Genomic DNA, 14,004 nt, shown 5'->3' on the forward strand with positions numbered 1-14,004 from the left:
TAAGTTAGAATCAGACGCGTAAAGTATAGCCTTACGCGCGATGAAGCTGTTGGCGCAAAAGTTCGAGCTGTTGCTTGAGCGCCAGCATGGTGTCGGTATCACACTGCGCTGCACAGCCCACGGCGTGGGGTATCGTCACGGCCTGCTGTTGCAGCGCCCGACCCGCGTCGCTCAGGGTGACGGCGACCTGACGCTCATCCTGACGGGAACGCTGGCGGAAGATTAATCCTGCGCTTTCCAGGCGTTTCAGCAGGGGAGTCAGCGTGGCGGAATCCAGGAACAGCCGCTCGCCAATGTCTGACACCGTGATATCATCCTGCTCCCACAGCACCAGCATCACAAGGTATTGCGGGTAAGTCAGGTTAAGCGGCGCCAGCAGTTGCCGGTACAGCTTGTTAAGCGCCAGATTTGCCGAATAGAGGGCAAAGCAGAGCTGGTTATCCAGCAGAAGCGCGTTGGTAGTGTCGTTCGTTTTTGCGTCCATGAAATGAATATAGATAGCGCACGATATAATTGCAAGCGATTTTATTATACGCGTGGACGTTTGCGGTAAAGCCATAATCCGGGGATCGACAGGCCGATGGAGAGCGCGCCCACAATCGACGAGGCTTTAAGGAAATTGCTCAGAAGCAGGATCATCTGCGGTTCGCTGTAGCCAAAGTGGCTGATTTTGACGGCGGAGATCATCGCCGTATAGGCTGAAATGCCCGGGAACATAGGAATGACTGCCGCCACGGTGAACACTTTCGGGTGCGCCAGATACCAGCGGGACCACTGAATACCGATGCTGCCGACCAGCATGGAGGCGATAAACGTCGACCATTCGATATTAAAGCCCGAGGTCATCATGATCATACGTGAGCCGTGGCCAATGGCACCCAGCAGCGCACACCAGGGTAATGCACGCTGTGGGACGTTAAACACCATCGCAAAGCCAACGGCGGGAAGAGCTGCCAGGAGCATGTCCTGCGCCAGTGCGAGCAGAAAATCCATCACGCCCATCCGCGTAACCCCCAGAGTGTCATGGCCATTACCACCCCGATACAGGTCGCCAGCGTCAGCAGGCTGGCTATCGCCCAGCGCGCCAGACCGGTGTTGATGTGGCCTTTGAACATATCAGCGACGGCATTGATTAAGGGAAAACCCGGCACCAGCAGCAATACGCTGGCGGCCATCGCAACAGTAGGCGTGCTGGCGAAGTAAGGCTGGCGCAAAAGAAGGCCGGATACGGTTGTCGCCACGAACGCCGTGATGCAGAAGTTAATTTGCGGATGCAGTTGCCTGTGCGTCAACAGCTGGCGGACATACATCGCGATGCTGCTGGCAAAGAAGGTCACGACAGCGCCGTCCCAGCCGCCCGCGTTGAGTTTGCAGAAGCAGGCGCAGGAGAGTCCCACCATCAGCACAACCAGCCAGCGTGGATACCGGAGAGGTTTGATCTGGTTGAAGCGTTTCTCTATCTCCCTCAGATCGAGCAGCTTGTGTTCAGCAAGGATCACGATGTGCTGCACTTCCGTCACGACGTGCATGTTAATGCCGCGGTCATGATTTTTACGGGTGGAGGTCAGGCACTGTCCGTCTTTAATGGTGGTCAGCACAATGGCATTTGACGAGATGGAGCTCTCAACGCTGTCCATCCCCAGCGCCAGCCCAAGGCGTGTGGAAAGTTCTTCCACGAGGGCGCTTTCTGCCCCGTGTTGTAAGAGAAAAAGCCCGCACTGAATACATAGCCGCGTGGTAGCACGTTGCGTAGACCGATCTGCCTGCATGAAACGCCCTGAAGAGAAGAGAGATTGCTTACTTTTAACACAAAGGGCAGGGCCCTTTGCGCTGGGCCAGATCAACATTTGTGCAATCAGTCGCGTGAGCAGGGGGAGAAAACCGCACTTTCTATTTATTTAATGAATATAAAAATATAGATTTATAAAGACAATATATTAAGTATTTCTAATTTCATATTTTCAATCTTTTCACGCAATCTTAATTAAAGTTTTGTGGTCTTTATGCGATATTAAGCCAGTATTGGGCGTTTCTTAACCCATGTGACATTTCTTCTGATTTGCGAGTATTAAGCCGTTTTGTACTGAGGGATGCAAGCGTGTTTAAACTCGTAGGGTTAGTTCGTTCTTAAATAATGAATTCATGACAGGGAGGGTCTATGTTGCCATTGAATGGTAAACACGGAGTGGTGATTAGTAGAGTGCCGGTTATGCAAAATGGGCTAGGTGGCGTCATGACGCGTCATTTTCCTGATTTTGAAATAACGTACTGCCGTTCGATGCAGGAGTTGACGCTACTACAATTGCGTCGCGCTGGGGTCGTTATTGCCGATATTTCAGGTGAGTATCGTAATCCTCGCGGCACGCTTGAGCAGTATTATGGATTAATGAATCAGTATCGGGACATTCACTGGATATTCCTTGTCTCGCGTCCCCTTTATCCACTTGCAGTAGAGCTTCTTATGCGTCCGGAAAGCACGCTGCTTTCGGATATGGAACCGATCGAAGGCGTTATTAACGCTATTCGCGCGGGCAGTGAACGTGCCGAGCGAATAAGCCAGACGTTATTAATACCGGAAACGTCCGATATTGAAGAAGAGAGTGAGCAAATGATTGCGCTCACCCACTCTGAACGCAAGGTGTTGCGTTTATTAGGTAAAGGTTGGGGAATCAACCAAATAGCCACGCTGCTGAATAAAAGTAATAAAACGATCAGTGCACAGAAAAACAGTGCAATGCGCCGCTTATCACTTCGCAGTAATGCCGATATGTACGCGTGGATAAGCAGTACCCAGGGAATGCGAGAACTCAGTTTAATGTCGGCTTATGGAGAGTTTGAGGAATGGAAAAGACCACTGCAACAAGACATATCGCCGTCATCGAAAGCTGCTCAATGAGCGCTGTAGGGCTGAAGCATCTCTTTGCGATGCCCGCCCTGAGCCATTACCAGGTGCACCTGTTTAGCAGATTCGCCAGCTTTAAAGCGGCGCTCGTGGATATCTCATTCTATGCGGTTATCTATTCACTGTCTGATGAGCGTGAAGAGCGGAGAAACTGTCTGGCCTGTTTACGGGATCTTACCTTCACCCACAGCGACGTCCAGCGTATCGTGCTGGCCTCTGACGAAATGGAGGCGAGGCTGGTCAGCCATCTTTCGCCTTCTCGCTTGCATGGGATAATCAGTAAATCGGTTCCGCTAAAGCAGCTAATGGAGGGGCTGGAGACATTACTCAGCGAAACGCATCAGGTGAATGACAACATGTACAATCACTGGTGTGTTAGCCAGAATCGTATGTTAAGCCCAACCGAAAGGGCAATACTGCGTTATATGTCATCGGGATTTTCAATCCCTGAAATTGCGGCGCAGCTTGAACGCAATATTAAAACCATCCGGGCGCATAAGTTTAACGCAATGGTAAAGCTGGGCGTCAATTCTGACGTGGGATTACTGGATGCGGCGGATATCCTGGCGCATCTCCCTGCCCGGGAAGTGCGTCGTTCAGCTCTCACCGTTCCTTCATTCTCTCAGCGTTAAGTGGTGCGCCAGAGTTCTTCTGGCGCAACGTTTAAATGCAGACATCGACCCATTTTGCTGCGGTCAGCTCCGCCATTCTGTCGGGCGATATACGCACCGCACTGTGGATGGCACCCGCTGCGGGTAACACTTCCGCGTACTGTTTTAATGTGATGTCACAGTAAACAGAGAGCGGATTTTCCAGTCCGAAAGGGCAGACGCCGCCAACAGGATGACCCGTCAGGGTGACTACCTCATCGCTGCTGAGCATGCGGGCTTTTGCGCCGAATGTCTCTTTAAGCTTTTTGTTATCCAGACGCGCATCGCCTTTTGCAACCACCAGAATCACGTCATTTTTAATTTTCAGTGACAGCGTTTTGGCAATTTGGCCGGGTTCAACGTTGTGCGCGGCAGCAGCAAGGGCAACAGTCGCTGTGCTTTGGTTAAGCTCAATGATCTCTATATCCGGAGCGTGTTCGGCAAAAAACTGTTGTACAGACTGCAAACTCATTGATTCCTCCTGACAAATATCCTGCGTAATCTGTCATAAGAATTTAGTCGCTGTAAATATCCCTTAAGTAACAAATATCCGTCAGGGTCGATTTCTGGATCGCCTTCACATTCACAGAAACCGGTTACAGTAACCGGTTGCAGAGCGTGATGCAGAGATTAATACTAAGTGTGTAACTTCCCCTGTATCTAATAATAAGAGCTAATTATGAAACCATTCCGTTTGAGCAGTACCGCAGGTACACGATCCGGCAAGGTTGTGACGCTGATGTATGGAACAACGTGTGACGTGAGAGCGTCCAAAACGAACGTCTGACAGGAGATCTGCTATGTCTGCCAACCACGCTGCATTTAATCTGATTTTCCGCTTCGTTGAAAATTATGTCAGCCCTATTGCCGGGCGCATCTCTTCCCAGCGTCACGTTATGGCTATTCGTGACGGGTTTATCTCAGCGATGCCGTTTATGATTGTAGGCTCGTTTTTATTAGTGTTCGCTTACCCGCCTTTTTCGCCTGATACCACCTGGGGTTTTGCTCGCGCCTGGCTGGATATGGCGAAGCAGTTTGAAGGTCAAATTCTGACGCCGTTTGATATGACAATGGGGGTGATGTCCCTTTATATCTGTGCGGCTATTGCCTACAACCTGGGCAAACATTACGTTAAAACCCATCAGCTGGATCCGTTCATGTGCGCGATGCTGTCGCTGATGGCGTTCCTGCTGGTCGCCGCCCCTAAAACCAAAGGCGCTTTACCGGTGGATAGCCTGGGAGGGACCGGTATTTTCACCGCGATTCTGGTGGCGATCTATTGCGTTGAGATGATGCGTTTCCTGAAAGCACACAATATCGGTATCCGCCTGCCAGACCAGGTACCGCCGATGATCAAAAACTCGTTTGACCTGCTGATCCCGGTGCTGGTGGTGGTGCTCACGCTCTACCCGCTGAGCCTGCTGATCCAGTCGCAGTTCGGTATGCTGATCCCACAGGCCATCATGTCGATATTCAAACCGCTGGTCTCTGCGGCTGACTCGCTGCCTGCGATCCTGCTGGCGGTGCTGATTGGCCACCTGCTGTGGTTTGCCGGGATCCACGGCGCGGCGATTGTCTCCGGGATGCTGCAAATGTTCTGGCTGACAAACCTGGGGGCGAACCAGACCGCGCTGGCGGCGAGCCAGCCTTTGCCACACATCTTTATGGAAGCCTTCTGGACGTTCTTTATCGTTATCGGCGGATCGGGGGCGACGATGGGGCTGGTGTTCTGCTATCTGCGTAGCCGCTCCGCGCACCTGCGCTCCATTGGACGTCTGAGCGTGGTACCAAGCATTTTCAATATCAATGAACCGGTGATTTTCGGTACGCCGATTGTGATGAACCCGGTGTTCTTTATTCCTTTCCTGCTGGCGCCGATGGTTAATGCCGTGCTGGCATGGGCAGCGATGAAGTTTGATCTGATTGGCCGCGTGATTTCCGTTGTGCCGTGGACGGCACCGGCTCCGGTTGGTGCCGCCTGGGCGCTGGGCTGGGATTTCCGTGCAGCCATTCTGGTGCTGGTTTTGGCCTGCGTTTCCGCCATTATCTATTTCCCGTTCTTCAAGGTGTACGAGAAACAGTTGCTTCAGCAGGAAGCGGAAGAAGCACAGCGTAATGGAGAAGAGGAAAATCAGCAGGTCGCTTAGGTAAAAGCAAAACGGCAACGCAGGTTGCCGTTTTTAATGTTTGTTCCCTCTCTCTGCGGGTTTCAGGCCGGGCCAGACTACTTAAGCGTGCAATCGCCACACTGCTGCACGTCCGGCAGACGGTAGCGCTGACAGCAGGTACGACGTACCAGAAGTCCCTCACGCGGAACCACGGTGCGGTAAAGAGGGTTGTCCCGTCCATCCGACAGCTGTCTGGCAAAGAAACAGCTCTGACGCAGTGCATCCACTTTCTCGTCGCCGAGCAGCGGCTTCATCTCCGTTAAATACCAGTGGATAAGATACCCGGTATTACTCCAGATCAGTTTGCCGTTAATCTCTCCCGTCGCTTCCAGCGCATCAATGACCGGAACCAGCGCTCTTGTAATCAGCCGTTCCATACGCGCCTGCGCTGACAGGTGTCTCGCGCTCGGATCTTCATGTACATCAATCCAGAAACAGGCAGCACGCCCGGTTTCATGAAACTCAACATGGAAATGTTCCGACGAGAGATCGAGCATCGTTTCCTGGGTCAACAGGGCCAGCATGACAGGCGGCACCATCAGCCCGATATACCACTGTGCCCAGAGGGATAACAGCGGTTTGTTTTCCCGCGTCAGGGTAGGTTGGTTACGATAAATATGGTCGGAATAGGTTGCCAGCAGTGACCGCAGCTCCGCAGGGCGTTGCCACTCAGTCAGCGTCAGAGCATGATGCGGCGGTGCTTCATCCAGTTTGATGAAATCCAGCAGATGGGCGCGCGTTACGGCAATTTTTTCCCGAATGGCATCCGCAAGCGTCGTTTCCCCGGCGGAGAGTGGAGCTCGCCAGAGCAGGGGCTCAACGATGTGTGCGGTACGAGTCGCCATAGTGTGGATTACAAATCTAAATGATAATGATTGCCAATCCTAACTATAGATAAAACCGAGCGCAAGCGTTTTATCCTGGCGCTGTGAAGGCGGTTTCAGGCGGTATGAAGCTCTTCGCTCAGCAGAATGCTGTTACGTCCCATATGCTTGGCTTCATAGAGGGCTTTATCGGCTTTCGCCAGCGCGCCCTCAACGTCGTCACCTTCGAACATGGCGATGCCGATGCTGATGGTCACGTTAGTGGCGACGCTTTCGTTAAACATATGGGGGATTTTAAGATCGTAAACCTTCTGACGTATGCGTTCAGCCGTCTGTCGCGCTTGCTCCAGCGGGATGTTACTCAACAGCACCATAAATTCTTCCCCGCCAAACCGGGCGACAACATCGCGTGAGCGCACGGCGTCGCGTATCGCAGCCGAGACCCTGATCAAGGCCTGATCGCCCATCATATGGCCATAATGGTCGTTGTAGGCTTTGAAGTGGTCGATATCCATCAGCAGCACGAAGTGCTCGCCAGCGTCAGGCCTGGGAAGATTCTCCAGCCGGCTTTGCAGCCCGCGACGGTTATATAGGCCGGTGAGCGGGTCCATCATGCTGAGATCGGTCAGGGTTTCGCGCTCCTCCAGCAGTTCGGAAAGCAGCTCCTGGGCGAAACGGTCATTGCGCCGCTGAAGAACATGATGGATACCAATGGCGACCACCGGCAGCGCGAAAAAATAGGCCATTCTCAGCCAGTTTTCGGACGGGCTAAGCCACAGGCAGGATATAAAAGCGGGAAATGAATGTAACGTAAAGGCTTTAATATTACTCGCGAACGCCAGAGACCCTATAAAAAGCACTGTTAATAGCGCCATCATTAAATAGGTCGCGTGATCGTGCGTGATTAACAGAAATTTAGAGACGATCTGCCAGGCCCATAAAAGACCAAAAATAGCTGAAACAACAGGGATATTTATTTTTCGCGTGCTGTTTTTCCAGTGCCAGATAAGTAAGCCTGTGCTGATAGTCAGTACGGCAAAGAGCGGGACTGATAACACACGCACGGAATAGAGAGGGTTTGTTACCGAGAACAATGCTGACGCGGCGTTCAGAAATAAAAACAAACGTAAAGATAGCTGATATTTCTTGTTGACTAAAGACAGCCAGGATTGTGATGTCATATGCGTGCGTTTTTATTAAAACTCAATTAAAACAATGAGCAAGGTGCTGTTGTGTAATATTGGGCGCTACAAAATTGAATTTTTATTATCAGAAAAACTTTATCGGAAGTTAACAGGTGGGCAATTTATCACCTTACACATTCTCTGTCATTATGGGAAAGCAATTGCTGGCGCAATTTCTTACGTCGTATGCTGACAAGTGATAATTACTATCATATGATACTGGTTATCATTATCAGTGCGAGAGGTGAAACCATGTTGAGCAAAGCGCTGGGAAGTGGGTGGGGAATATTACTGCCTGGTTCCATTATCGGTGGGCTAATGTTTGCCGATCTCCCCATTGATGTCTGGAAAGCAATGATTGTTTCAGGCTTGCTGGTGACATCCGCGATGATCTGGCACAAACAGTTACGGCATTACGTGCTGCTGCCATCATGCGTTGCGCTAATCAGTGGACTGCTGGTGATTCTGATGAGTTTGAAATAAAAGGGAAAAACAGGAGGCACTGCTGAGGGGATGTAAGATAATTGGTGCGAGGGGGGGGACTTGAACCCCCACGTCCGTAAGGACACTAACACCTGAAGCTAGCGCGTCTACCAATTCCGCCACCTTCGCACAGTCATCTTACTGGTTTGATATCGCCTCGTTGGTGCGAGGGGGGGGACTCGAACCCCCACATCCTAAGGACACTAACACCTGAAGCTAGCGCGTCTACCAATTCCGCCACCTTCGCCCAGTGCGAGCAATATCAACGTGATTTATGGTGCGAGGGGGGGGACTTGAACCCCCACGTCCGTAAGGACACTAACACCTGAAGCTAGCGCGTCTACCAATTCCGCCACCTTCGCATACCATCGACACTGTAAAAGTATCGTAACCACGGAGGCGCATTCTAGATGTTTTCAGCTTTACGTCAACAGAAAATTGCGCACGTTGTTTTGATTGCTGCAAAAATGGGCGATGGCAGCGTCAGCCATCGCCGGACCGGGGGGTTACTTTTTCGCCTGGCGCGTCATCACGGTGCGATAGACCTTAAAGCGGCCCGTCTGGGCGATCACTTCGTGGAAGCCAAAGGTTTCATCCAGCACTTTCGGGTACGCGAGGAAGGCGTTCGCTACGATACGCAGCTCACCGCCGCTGTTGAGGTGACGGGTTGCGCCACGGATCAGCTTTTGCGCCGCTTCAAGGCTGGTCTCCATTCCGTCGTGGAACGGCGGGTTAGAGATGATCATGTCAAAGCGACCGGTCACGTCGGAGAAGACGTTGCTGGCAAACACGTCACCTTCTATGCCATTCGCAGCAAGCGTGGCGCGGCTGGCTTCTACTGCCGGGGCGCTCACGTCACACAGGGTTAAACGCACTTTTGGTGAGTGGCTGGCGAGAACCGTTGACAGCACGCCCGCGCCACAGCCGACGTCCAGCACCTTGCCCTTGGTGTGAGGCGTCAGGGTGGACAGCAGCAGCTTGCTGCCCGTATCGAGCGCATCACGGCTGAACACGCCCGGCAGGGTTTTAATGGTCAGGCCGTCAAGCTGGTACTCGTCCCAGAAGGCGTCGGCATCGAAGGTGGTCTGTTTTTCCAGACGACCATGGTACAGTCCGCAGCGACGGGCGCTGTCGATTTTCGTCAGCGGCGCCCAGGCTTCGAGCATCTGCTCTGCGCTACGCACCCCGCTGCGGTTCTCACCGACAACAAAAATATCGCAGCCGACCGGCAGCAGAGAAAGCAGGTTCATCAGCTGGAACTGGGCTTCCGGCTTGTTTTTCGGCCAGTAGTAAATGAGCGTATCGCAGTCAGCAATATCGCTCTGCTCCGCCGCCAGGCTAAAGCGCGCGCGCTCGCCCATCTGGCGGCTCAGCACCTGCCAGTGGTGATAGTACTGGGTGTGGGCACGGCTTTCAGCACAGTCGAAACGCGCGGGCAGGTCATCCTGCATATCTCCGGCAAACAGAATACGGCTTTCTTCGAAATCATCACTGTGACGCAGCAAGACTTCACTTGCCGGGGTAAATGCAGACATGAATTGTTCCTCAATAAACTCAGGCGGGGATTATAGTAGGTAGATGGCGCAGTTTCGACACATTTGCTATATTTGCGCGCCTGAGAGACAGGAGTTTTCGCTATGATATCCCGACGAGACTGGCAGTTGCAGCAGCTGGGCATTACCCAGTGGGCTTTGCGTCGCCCGACGGCGTTGCGGGGCGAAATAGCCATCTCCATACCTGCGCATGTCCGCCTGGTGATGGTGGCAGAAGCGCCGCCTGCCCTGAACGAGCCCCTGATTGAGGATGTCCTTCGCACCCTGAAGGTGACCCGCGATCAGGTATTACAGCTGGCGCCTGAAAGCGTCGCGATGCTTCCCCCTGACAGCCGCTGTAACAGCTGGCGAATCGGGGCGGTGGACGAGCTACCTCTTGAAGGAAGCCAGATCAGTTCGCCAGCGCTGGACGAACTGAAAGCCAACCCAAAAGCGCGTAGCGCGCTATGGCAACAAATTTGCGAATATGAACACGATTTCTTCCCTCACGACGGCTGACCTGACCACCGCGTTCGCGATTGAAACCCGCGCCCATGCCTTTCCGTGGAGCGAAAAGACGTTTGCCAGCAATCAGGGCGAACGCTATTTAAATCTCCGCCTGGACGTTGACGGTGCGATGGCTGCGTTCGCCATCACGCAGGTCGTTCTGGACGAGGCGACGCTGTTTAATATTGCGGTCGATCCCGCTTACCAGCGCCGCGGGCTGGGCAGGGAACTGCTTGAGCACCTCATTCGTGAGCTGGAAACCCGTGACGTTTTCACCCTGTGGCTGGAGGTGCGCGCGTCCAATGTCGCCGCCATCGCGCTCTATGAAAGCTTAGGCTTCAACGAGGCGACTATCCGCCGTAACTACTACCCCACCGCAGAGGGACGTGAAGACGCCATTATCATGGCTCTGCCGATTGGATAACGAAAATAAGGTTGTAACGATGAAATGGGACTGGATTTTCTTTGATGCCGACGAAACGCTGTTTACGTTTGACTCGTTCGGCGGCCTACAGCGGATGTTTCTCGACTATAGCGTGACGTTCACCGCGGAAGATTTTCAGGACTATCAGGCGGTGAACAAACCGCTGTGGGTGGATTACCAGAACGGAGCCATCACCGCGTTACAGCTTCAGCATCAGCGTTTTGACGTGTGGGCTGAACGGTTAAACGTCAGTCCTGGGGCGCTGAACGAGGCCTTCCTGAATGCGATGGCGGATATCTGCGCGCCGCTGCCCGGCGCCGTTTCTCTGCTGGATTCGCTGAAAGGGAAGGTGAAGCTTGGGATCATTACCAACGGCTTTACCGCGCTTCAGCAGATCCGCCTTGAACGCACCGGCCTGCGCGATCATTTCGACGCGCTGGTGATCTCCGAAGAGGTGGGCGTACCGAAGCCGGATCCGCGTATTTTCGATTATGCGCTGGCGCAAGCGGGCAATCCTGACCGCGATCGCGTGCTGATGGTGGGGGATACGGCAGAATCTGATATTCTGGGAGGTATGAGATCGGGCCTGTCGACCGTCTGGCTGAATGCGCATGGTCGCACGCTGCCGGAAGGCATCGAGCCGACCTGGACCGTTACGTCATTGAACGAACTGGAGCAGCTCCTGTGTAAACAATGATTGCCTGCCCCCTGTTGATGGGTAAAATAGCCGCATTTTTCGTATTCCATGATGCGCGGCCTGCTGCCGCGCTTACCTAAGAAGAATTGATTATGACGTTGTCTCCTTATCTGCAAGAGGTGGCCAAACGCCGCACTTTTGCCATTATCTCGCACCCGGATGCCGGTAAAACGACCATCACCGAGAAGGTGTTGCTGTTCGGACAGGCGATCCAGACCGCGGGTACCGTTAAAGGCCGTGGCTCCAGCCAGCATGCTAAATCCGACTGGATGGAGATGGAAAAGCAGCGTGGTATTTCGATTACCACCTCCGTGATGCAGTTCCCGTATCACGACTGCCTGGTGAACCTGCTGGACACCCCGGGGCACGAAGACTTCTCCGAAGATACCTACCGTACGCTGACGGCGGTGGACTGCTGCCTGATGGTGATCGACGCCGCGAAAGGTGTTGAAGATCGTACCCGCAAGCTGATGGAAGTCACCCGTCTGCGCGATACGCCGATCCTCACCTTTATGAACAAACTCGACCGTGACATCCGTGATCCGATGGAGCTGATGGATGAAGTGGAAAACGAGCTGAAGATTGCCTGCGCGCCAATCACCTGGCCGATTGGCTGCGGCAAGCTGTTCAAAGGGGTTTACCACCTCTATAAAGACGAAACCTACCTGTACCAGACCGGTAAGGGCCACACCATTCAGGAAGTCCGCATTGTGAAAGGTCTGGACAATCCCGAGCTGGACGCCGCTGTCGGTGAAGAGCTGGCCGCCCAGCTGCGCGATGAGCTGGAGCTGGTTAAAGGCGCGTCGCACGAGTTCGACAGAGAGCTGTTCCTGAGCGGTGAAATTACCCCGGTCTTCTTCGGTACCGCACTCGGCAACTTCGGCGTTGACCATATGCTCGACGGTCTGGTGGAGTGGGCCCCGCAGCCGATGCCGCGTAAAACCGACACCCGCGAAGTAGAAGCGAAGGAAGAGAAGTTCTCCGGCTTCGTCTTTAAAATTCAGGCCAACATGGATCCGAAACACCGTGACCGCGTCGCCTTTATGCGCGTGGTTTCCGGTAAGTACGAAAAGGGCATGAAGCTGCGTCAGGTCCGTATCGGTAAAGACGTGGTGATCTCCGACGCGCTGACCTTCATGGCGGGCGACCGTTCGCATGTAGAAGAAGCCTATCCGGGTGACATCATTGGTTTACACAACCACGGTACCATTCAGATTGGTGATACCTTCACGCAGGGCGAAATGATGAAGTTCACCGGTATCCCGAACTTCGCGCCAGAACTGTTCCGCCGCATTCGCCTGCGCGATCCGCTGAAGCAGAAGCAGCTGCTGAAAGGCCTGGTCCAGCTTTCCGAAGAGGGCGCGGTACAGGTGTTCCGCCCAATCGCCAACAACGATCTGATCGTGGGCGCGGTGGGTGTGCTCCAGTTCGACGTGGTGGTTGCCCGTCTTAAGAGCGAGTACAACGTGGAAGCGATTTACGAATCGGTGAACGTGGCGACCGCCCGCTGGGTTGAATGTTCAGACGTGAAGAAATTCGAAGAATTTAAACGTAAGAACGAAGTTCAGCTGGCGCTGGACGGTGGCGATAACCTGACCTATATCGCCCCAACCATGGTAAACCTGAACCTGACGCAGGAACGTTATCCTGATGTTCAGTTCCGCAAAACGCGCGAGCATTAATTTCCTTTCAGAGCACGGCAGCCGCCGTGCTCTTCTTTAATTCCTGTGATATTAAACCCTTGCGGAATGTTCTTAATTCACCGCAATTTTTCGCTATTCGTTCGTTTTTTCCCCAATTCTGAATGCACCCCTCTGATTGTGATCTATATTTAACTCAGTGTTTAGCACCGGGCGTGGATGAATTAACTGTTCAATGCATGTCCATTGGTTCTCCATTTTTCCCCGGTGTTAATTCGCAATATATAAAACCAAGATTAGGGAAGTATGTCGCCCAAATAATGGGCAAAACACAGGAATAAATCGATGAATATGACAAGACTGAAGATTTCTAAAACTCTGCTGGCTGTAACATTGGGTAGTGTCCTGGTAAGCGGTTCTGCTCTGGCGGAAACCAGCACCATGGATAAAGCGCAAAATTCCGCCAATACCGCAGGGGAAAAAATCGATAGCTCTATGAATAAAGTCGGTAATTTCATGGATGACAGCTCAATCACAGCAAAAGTGAAAGCCGCACTGGTGGATCACGAATCCATCAAGAGCACCGATATTTCTGTTAAAACCGACAACAAGGTTGTCACCCTGAGCGGTTTCGTTGAAAGCCAGACCCAGGCCGAAGAAGCCGTTAAAGTGGCGAAAGGCGTTGAGGGCGTAAGCTCCGTCAGCGACAAACTGCACGTACGTGACAGCAAAGAATCGTCGGTGAAGGGCTATGCCGGAGATGCAGCAACTACCAGCGAAATCAAAGCTAAACTGTTAGCTGACGACATCGTGCCATCCCGTATGGTGAAAGTTGAAACCACCGATGGTGTGGTCCAGCTGTCCGGTACGGTTGAGAATCAGGCACAAAGCGATCGTGCCGAGTCAATTGCGAAAGCTATTGATGGTGTGAAAAGCGTCAAAAACGATCTGAAAACGAAGTAAAGCAGTACCATTCGCCCGTCAGGCTGAAAA

Annotated in this window: 16 protein-coding genes and 3 tRNA genes; 9 read left to right on the forward strand and 10 right to left on the reverse strand. The window is 52.9% G+C overall.

Annotation, left to right across the window (positions count from 1 at the left end):
• Window positions 1–31: 31 nt before the first annotated feature.
• From ACJTMZ_RS11995 to ACJTMZ_RS12005, 3 genes are read right to left on the reverse strand one after another with little or no spacing between them, the layout of a single operon-like run.
• Window positions 32–484 carry a MarR family winged helix-turn-helix transcriptional regulator gene (locus tag ACJTMZ_RS11995; RefSeq protein ID WP_015572604.1) on the reverse strand — a complete coding sequence of 151 codons (453 nt, stop codon included), beginning with the start codon at window positions 482–484 and terminating at the stop codon, window positions 32–34.
• A gap of 44 nt (window positions 485–528) precedes the next feature.
• Complete coding sequence (locus tag ACJTMZ_RS12000) at window positions 529–1,002, reverse strand: threonine/serine exporter (protein WP_015572605.1); 474 nt, start codon at window positions 1,000–1,002, stop codon at window positions 529–531.
• Window positions 993–1,769, reverse strand: a complete 777-nt coding sequence (locus tag ACJTMZ_RS12005) for a threonine/serine exporter ThrE family protein (RefSeq protein WP_017383842.1) — start codon at window positions 1,767–1,769, stop codon at window positions 993–995. Before ACJTMZ_RS12005 ends, ACJTMZ_RS12000 begins: the two co-directional genes overlap by 10 nt.
• A gap of 389 nt (window positions 1,770–2,158) precedes the next feature.
• Between ACJTMZ_RS12005 and ACJTMZ_RS12010 the strand changes: the two genes are divergently transcribed.
• Together ACJTMZ_RS12010 and bglJ are read left to right on the forward strand one after the other, a co-directional pair.
• A complete protein-coding gene (locus ACJTMZ_RS12010) occupies window positions 2,159–2,896 on the forward strand; it encodes a LuxR C-terminal-related transcriptional regulator (RefSeq protein ID WP_017383841.1) in 738 nt (245 codons plus the stop codon).
• Window positions 2,893–3,534 carry a DNA-binding transcriptional activator BglJ gene (gene bglJ / locus ACJTMZ_RS12015; RefSeq protein ID WP_015572607.1) on the forward strand — a complete coding sequence of 214 codons (642 nt, stop codon included), beginning with the start codon at window positions 2,893–2,895 and terminating at the stop codon, window positions 3,532–3,534. The genes ACJTMZ_RS12010 and bglJ overlap by 4 nt, the downstream gene beginning before the upstream one ends.
• 31 nt (window positions 3,535–3,565) lie before the next feature.
• Here the strand turns inward: bglJ and ACJTMZ_RS12020 are convergent, their stop codons facing one another.
• On the reverse strand, window positions 3,566–4,024 hold the full coding sequence (locus ACJTMZ_RS12020) for a YbaK/EbsC family protein (RefSeq protein ID WP_003856572.1): 459 nt from the start codon (window positions 4,022–4,024) through the stop codon (window positions 3,566–3,568).
• Between the two features lie 328 nt (window positions 4,025–4,352).
• Between ACJTMZ_RS12020 and ACJTMZ_RS12025 the strand changes: the two genes are divergently transcribed.
• Window positions 4,353–5,699: a PTS cellobiose transporter subunit IIC gene (locus ACJTMZ_RS12025; RefSeq protein ID WP_003856571.1), complete on the forward strand. Its 1,347-nt coding sequence runs from the start codon at window positions 4,353–4,355 to the stop codon at window positions 5,697–5,699.
• Window positions 5,700–5,776: 77 nt separating this feature from the next.
• Here ACJTMZ_RS12025 and fhuF read toward each other — a convergent pair whose 3' ends face one another.
• Together fhuF and ACJTMZ_RS12035 are read right to left on the reverse strand one after the other, a co-directional pair.
• Window positions 5,777–6,565, reverse strand: a complete 789-nt coding sequence (fhuF, locus tag ACJTMZ_RS12030; protein WP_003856570.1) for a siderophore-iron reductase FhuF — start codon at window positions 6,563–6,565, stop codon at window positions 5,777–5,779.
• 95 nt (window positions 6,566–6,660) lie between these two features.
• Window positions 6,661–7,725, reverse strand: coding sequence for a GGDEF domain-containing protein (locus ACJTMZ_RS12035; protein WP_032103055.1), 1,065 nt, complete (start codon window positions 7,723–7,725; stop codon window positions 6,661–6,663).
• 216 nt (window positions 7,726–7,941) lie between these two features.
• Between ACJTMZ_RS12035 and ACJTMZ_RS12040 the strand changes: the two genes are divergently transcribed.
• Window positions 7,942–8,211: a DUF1435 domain-containing protein gene (locus tag ACJTMZ_RS12040; RefSeq protein ID WP_026080652.1), complete on the forward strand. Its 270-nt coding sequence runs from the start codon at window positions 7,942–7,944 to the stop codon at window positions 8,209–8,211.
• Window positions 8,212–8,253: 42 nt separating this feature from the next.
• Here the strand turns inward: ACJTMZ_RS12040 and ACJTMZ_RS12045 are convergent.
• From ACJTMZ_RS12045 to rsmC, 4 genes are all read right to left on the reverse strand, one after another.
• Window positions 8,254–8,340 (reverse strand) — tRNA-Leu (locus ACJTMZ_RS12045).
• A gap of 32 nt (window positions 8,341–8,372) precedes the next feature.
• Window positions 8,373–8,458, reverse strand: a tRNA-Leu gene (locus ACJTMZ_RS12050).
• A gap of 28 nt (window positions 8,459–8,486) precedes the next feature.
• Window positions 8,487–8,573 (reverse strand) — tRNA-Leu (locus ACJTMZ_RS12055).
• Between the two features lie 144 nt (window positions 8,574–8,717).
• The gene (gene rsmC, locus ACJTMZ_RS12060) at window positions 8,718–9,746 is read right to left on the reverse strand and encodes a 16S rRNA (guanine(1207)-N(2))-methyltransferase RsmC (RefSeq protein WP_408626923.1); all 1,029 of its coding nucleotides are present in this window, start codon (window positions 9,744–9,746) and stop codon (window positions 8,718–8,720) included.
• A gap of 102 nt (window positions 9,747–9,848) precedes the next feature.
• On the opposite strand from rsmC, the gene ACJTMZ_RS12065 reads away from it, so the two are divergent.
• The 5 genes from ACJTMZ_RS12065 to osmY all read left to right on the forward strand — a co-directional run bounded on the left by ACJTMZ_RS12065 (window position 9,849) and on the right by osmY (window position 13,974).
• A complete protein-coding gene (locus ACJTMZ_RS12065; protein WP_017694553.1) occupies window positions 9,849–10,262 on the forward strand; it encodes a DNA polymerase III subunit psi in 414 nt (137 codons plus the stop codon).
• Window positions 10,231–10,674 carry a ribosomal protein S18-alanine N-acetyltransferase gene (gene rimI, locus ACJTMZ_RS12070; RefSeq protein ID WP_003856565.1) on the forward strand — a complete coding sequence of 148 codons (444 nt, stop codon included), beginning with the start codon at window positions 10,231–10,233 and terminating at the stop codon, window positions 10,672–10,674. The genes ACJTMZ_RS12065 and rimI overlap by 32 nt, the downstream gene beginning before the upstream one ends.
• 19 nt (window positions 10,675–10,693) lie before the next feature.
• Window positions 10,694–11,371 (forward strand): pyrimidine 5'-nucleotidase, encoded by a 678-nt coding sequence (gene yjjG, locus ACJTMZ_RS12075; RefSeq protein ID WP_017383835.1) that lies wholly within the window; start codon window positions 10,694–10,696, stop codon window positions 11,369–11,371.
• Window positions 11,372–11,463: 92 nt separating this feature from the next.
• Window positions 11,464–13,053 (forward strand): peptide chain release factor 3, encoded by a 1,590-nt coding sequence (gene prfC, locus ACJTMZ_RS12080; RefSeq protein WP_006810210.1) that lies wholly within the window; start codon window positions 11,464–11,466, stop codon window positions 13,051–13,053.
• Window positions 13,054–13,356: 303 nt separating this feature from the next.
• Complete coding sequence (osmY, locus tag ACJTMZ_RS12085) at window positions 13,357–13,974, forward strand: molecular chaperone OsmY (RefSeq protein ID WP_015572610.1); 618 nt, start codon at window positions 13,357–13,359, stop codon at window positions 13,972–13,974.
• The last annotated feature ends 30 nt before the right edge of the window (window positions 13,975–14,004 follow it).

It is taken from the genome of Enterobacter sp. DN (genome assembly GCF_046054285.1).
Taxonomy (GTDB): domain Bacteria; phylum Pseudomonadota; class Gammaproteobacteria; order Enterobacterales; family Enterobacteriaceae; genus Enterobacter; species Enterobacter hormaechei_C.

Bases quoted from the DNA above. Each gene is read 5' to 3' on its own strand.
- rimI (WP_003856565.1), top strand. From the start codon at position 10,231: ATGAACACGATTTCTTCCCTCACGACGGCTGACCTGACCACCGCGTTC.
- ACJTMZ_RS11995 (WP_015572604.1), bottom strand. From the start codon at position 484: ATGGACGCAAAAACGAACGACACTACCAACGCGCTTCTGCTGGATAAC.
- ACJTMZ_RS12025 (WP_003856571.1), top strand. From the start codon at position 4,353: ATGTCTGCCAACCACGCTGCATTTAATCTGATTTTCCGCTTCGTTGAA.
- prfC (WP_006810210.1), top strand. From the start codon at position 11,464: ATGACGTTGTCTCCTTATCTGCAAGAGGTGGCCAAACGCCGCACTTTT.
- ACJTMZ_RS12000 (WP_015572605.1), bottom strand. From the start codon at position 1,002: ATGGGCGTGATGGATTTTCTGCTCGCACTGGCGCAGGACATGCTCCTG.
- ACJTMZ_RS12040 (WP_026080652.1), top strand. From the start codon at position 7,942: ATGATACTGGTTATCATTATCAGTGCGAGAGGTGAAACCATGTTGAGC.
- osmY (WP_015572610.1), top strand. From the start codon at position 13,357: ATGAATATGACAAGACTGAAGATTTCTAAAACTCTGCTGGCTGTAACA.
- ACJTMZ_RS12035 (WP_032103055.1), bottom strand. From the start codon at position 7,725: ATGACATCACAATCCTGGCTGTCTTTAGTCAACAAGAAATATCAGCTA.
- yjjG (WP_017383835.1), top strand. From the start codon at position 10,694: ATGAAATGGGACTGGATTTTCTTTGATGCCGACGAAACGCTGTTTACG.
- rsmC (WP_408626923.1), bottom strand. From the start codon at position 9,746: ATGTCTGCATTTACCCCGGCAAGTGAAGTCTTGCTGCGTCACAGTGAT.
- bglJ (WP_015572607.1), top strand. From the start codon at position 2,893: ATGAGCGCTGTAGGGCTGAAGCATCTCTTTGCGATGCCCGCCCTGAGC.
- ACJTMZ_RS12065 (WP_017694553.1), top strand. From the start codon at position 9,849: ATGATATCCCGACGAGACTGGCAGTTGCAGCAGCTGGGCATTACCCAG.
- ACJTMZ_RS12010 (WP_017383841.1), top strand. From the start codon at position 2,159: ATGTTGCCATTGAATGGTAAACACGGAGTGGTGATTAGTAGAGTGCCG.
- ACJTMZ_RS12005 (WP_017383842.1), bottom strand. From the start codon at position 1,769: ATGCAGGCAGATCGGTCTACGCAACGTGCTACCACGCGGCTATGTATT.
- ACJTMZ_RS12020 (WP_003856572.1), bottom strand. From the start codon at position 4,024: ATGAGTTTGCAGTCTGTACAACAGTTTTTTGCCGAACACGCTCCGGAT.
- fhuF (WP_003856570.1), bottom strand. From the start codon at position 6,565: ATGGCGACTCGTACCGCACACATCGTTGAGCCCCTGCTCTGGCGAGCT.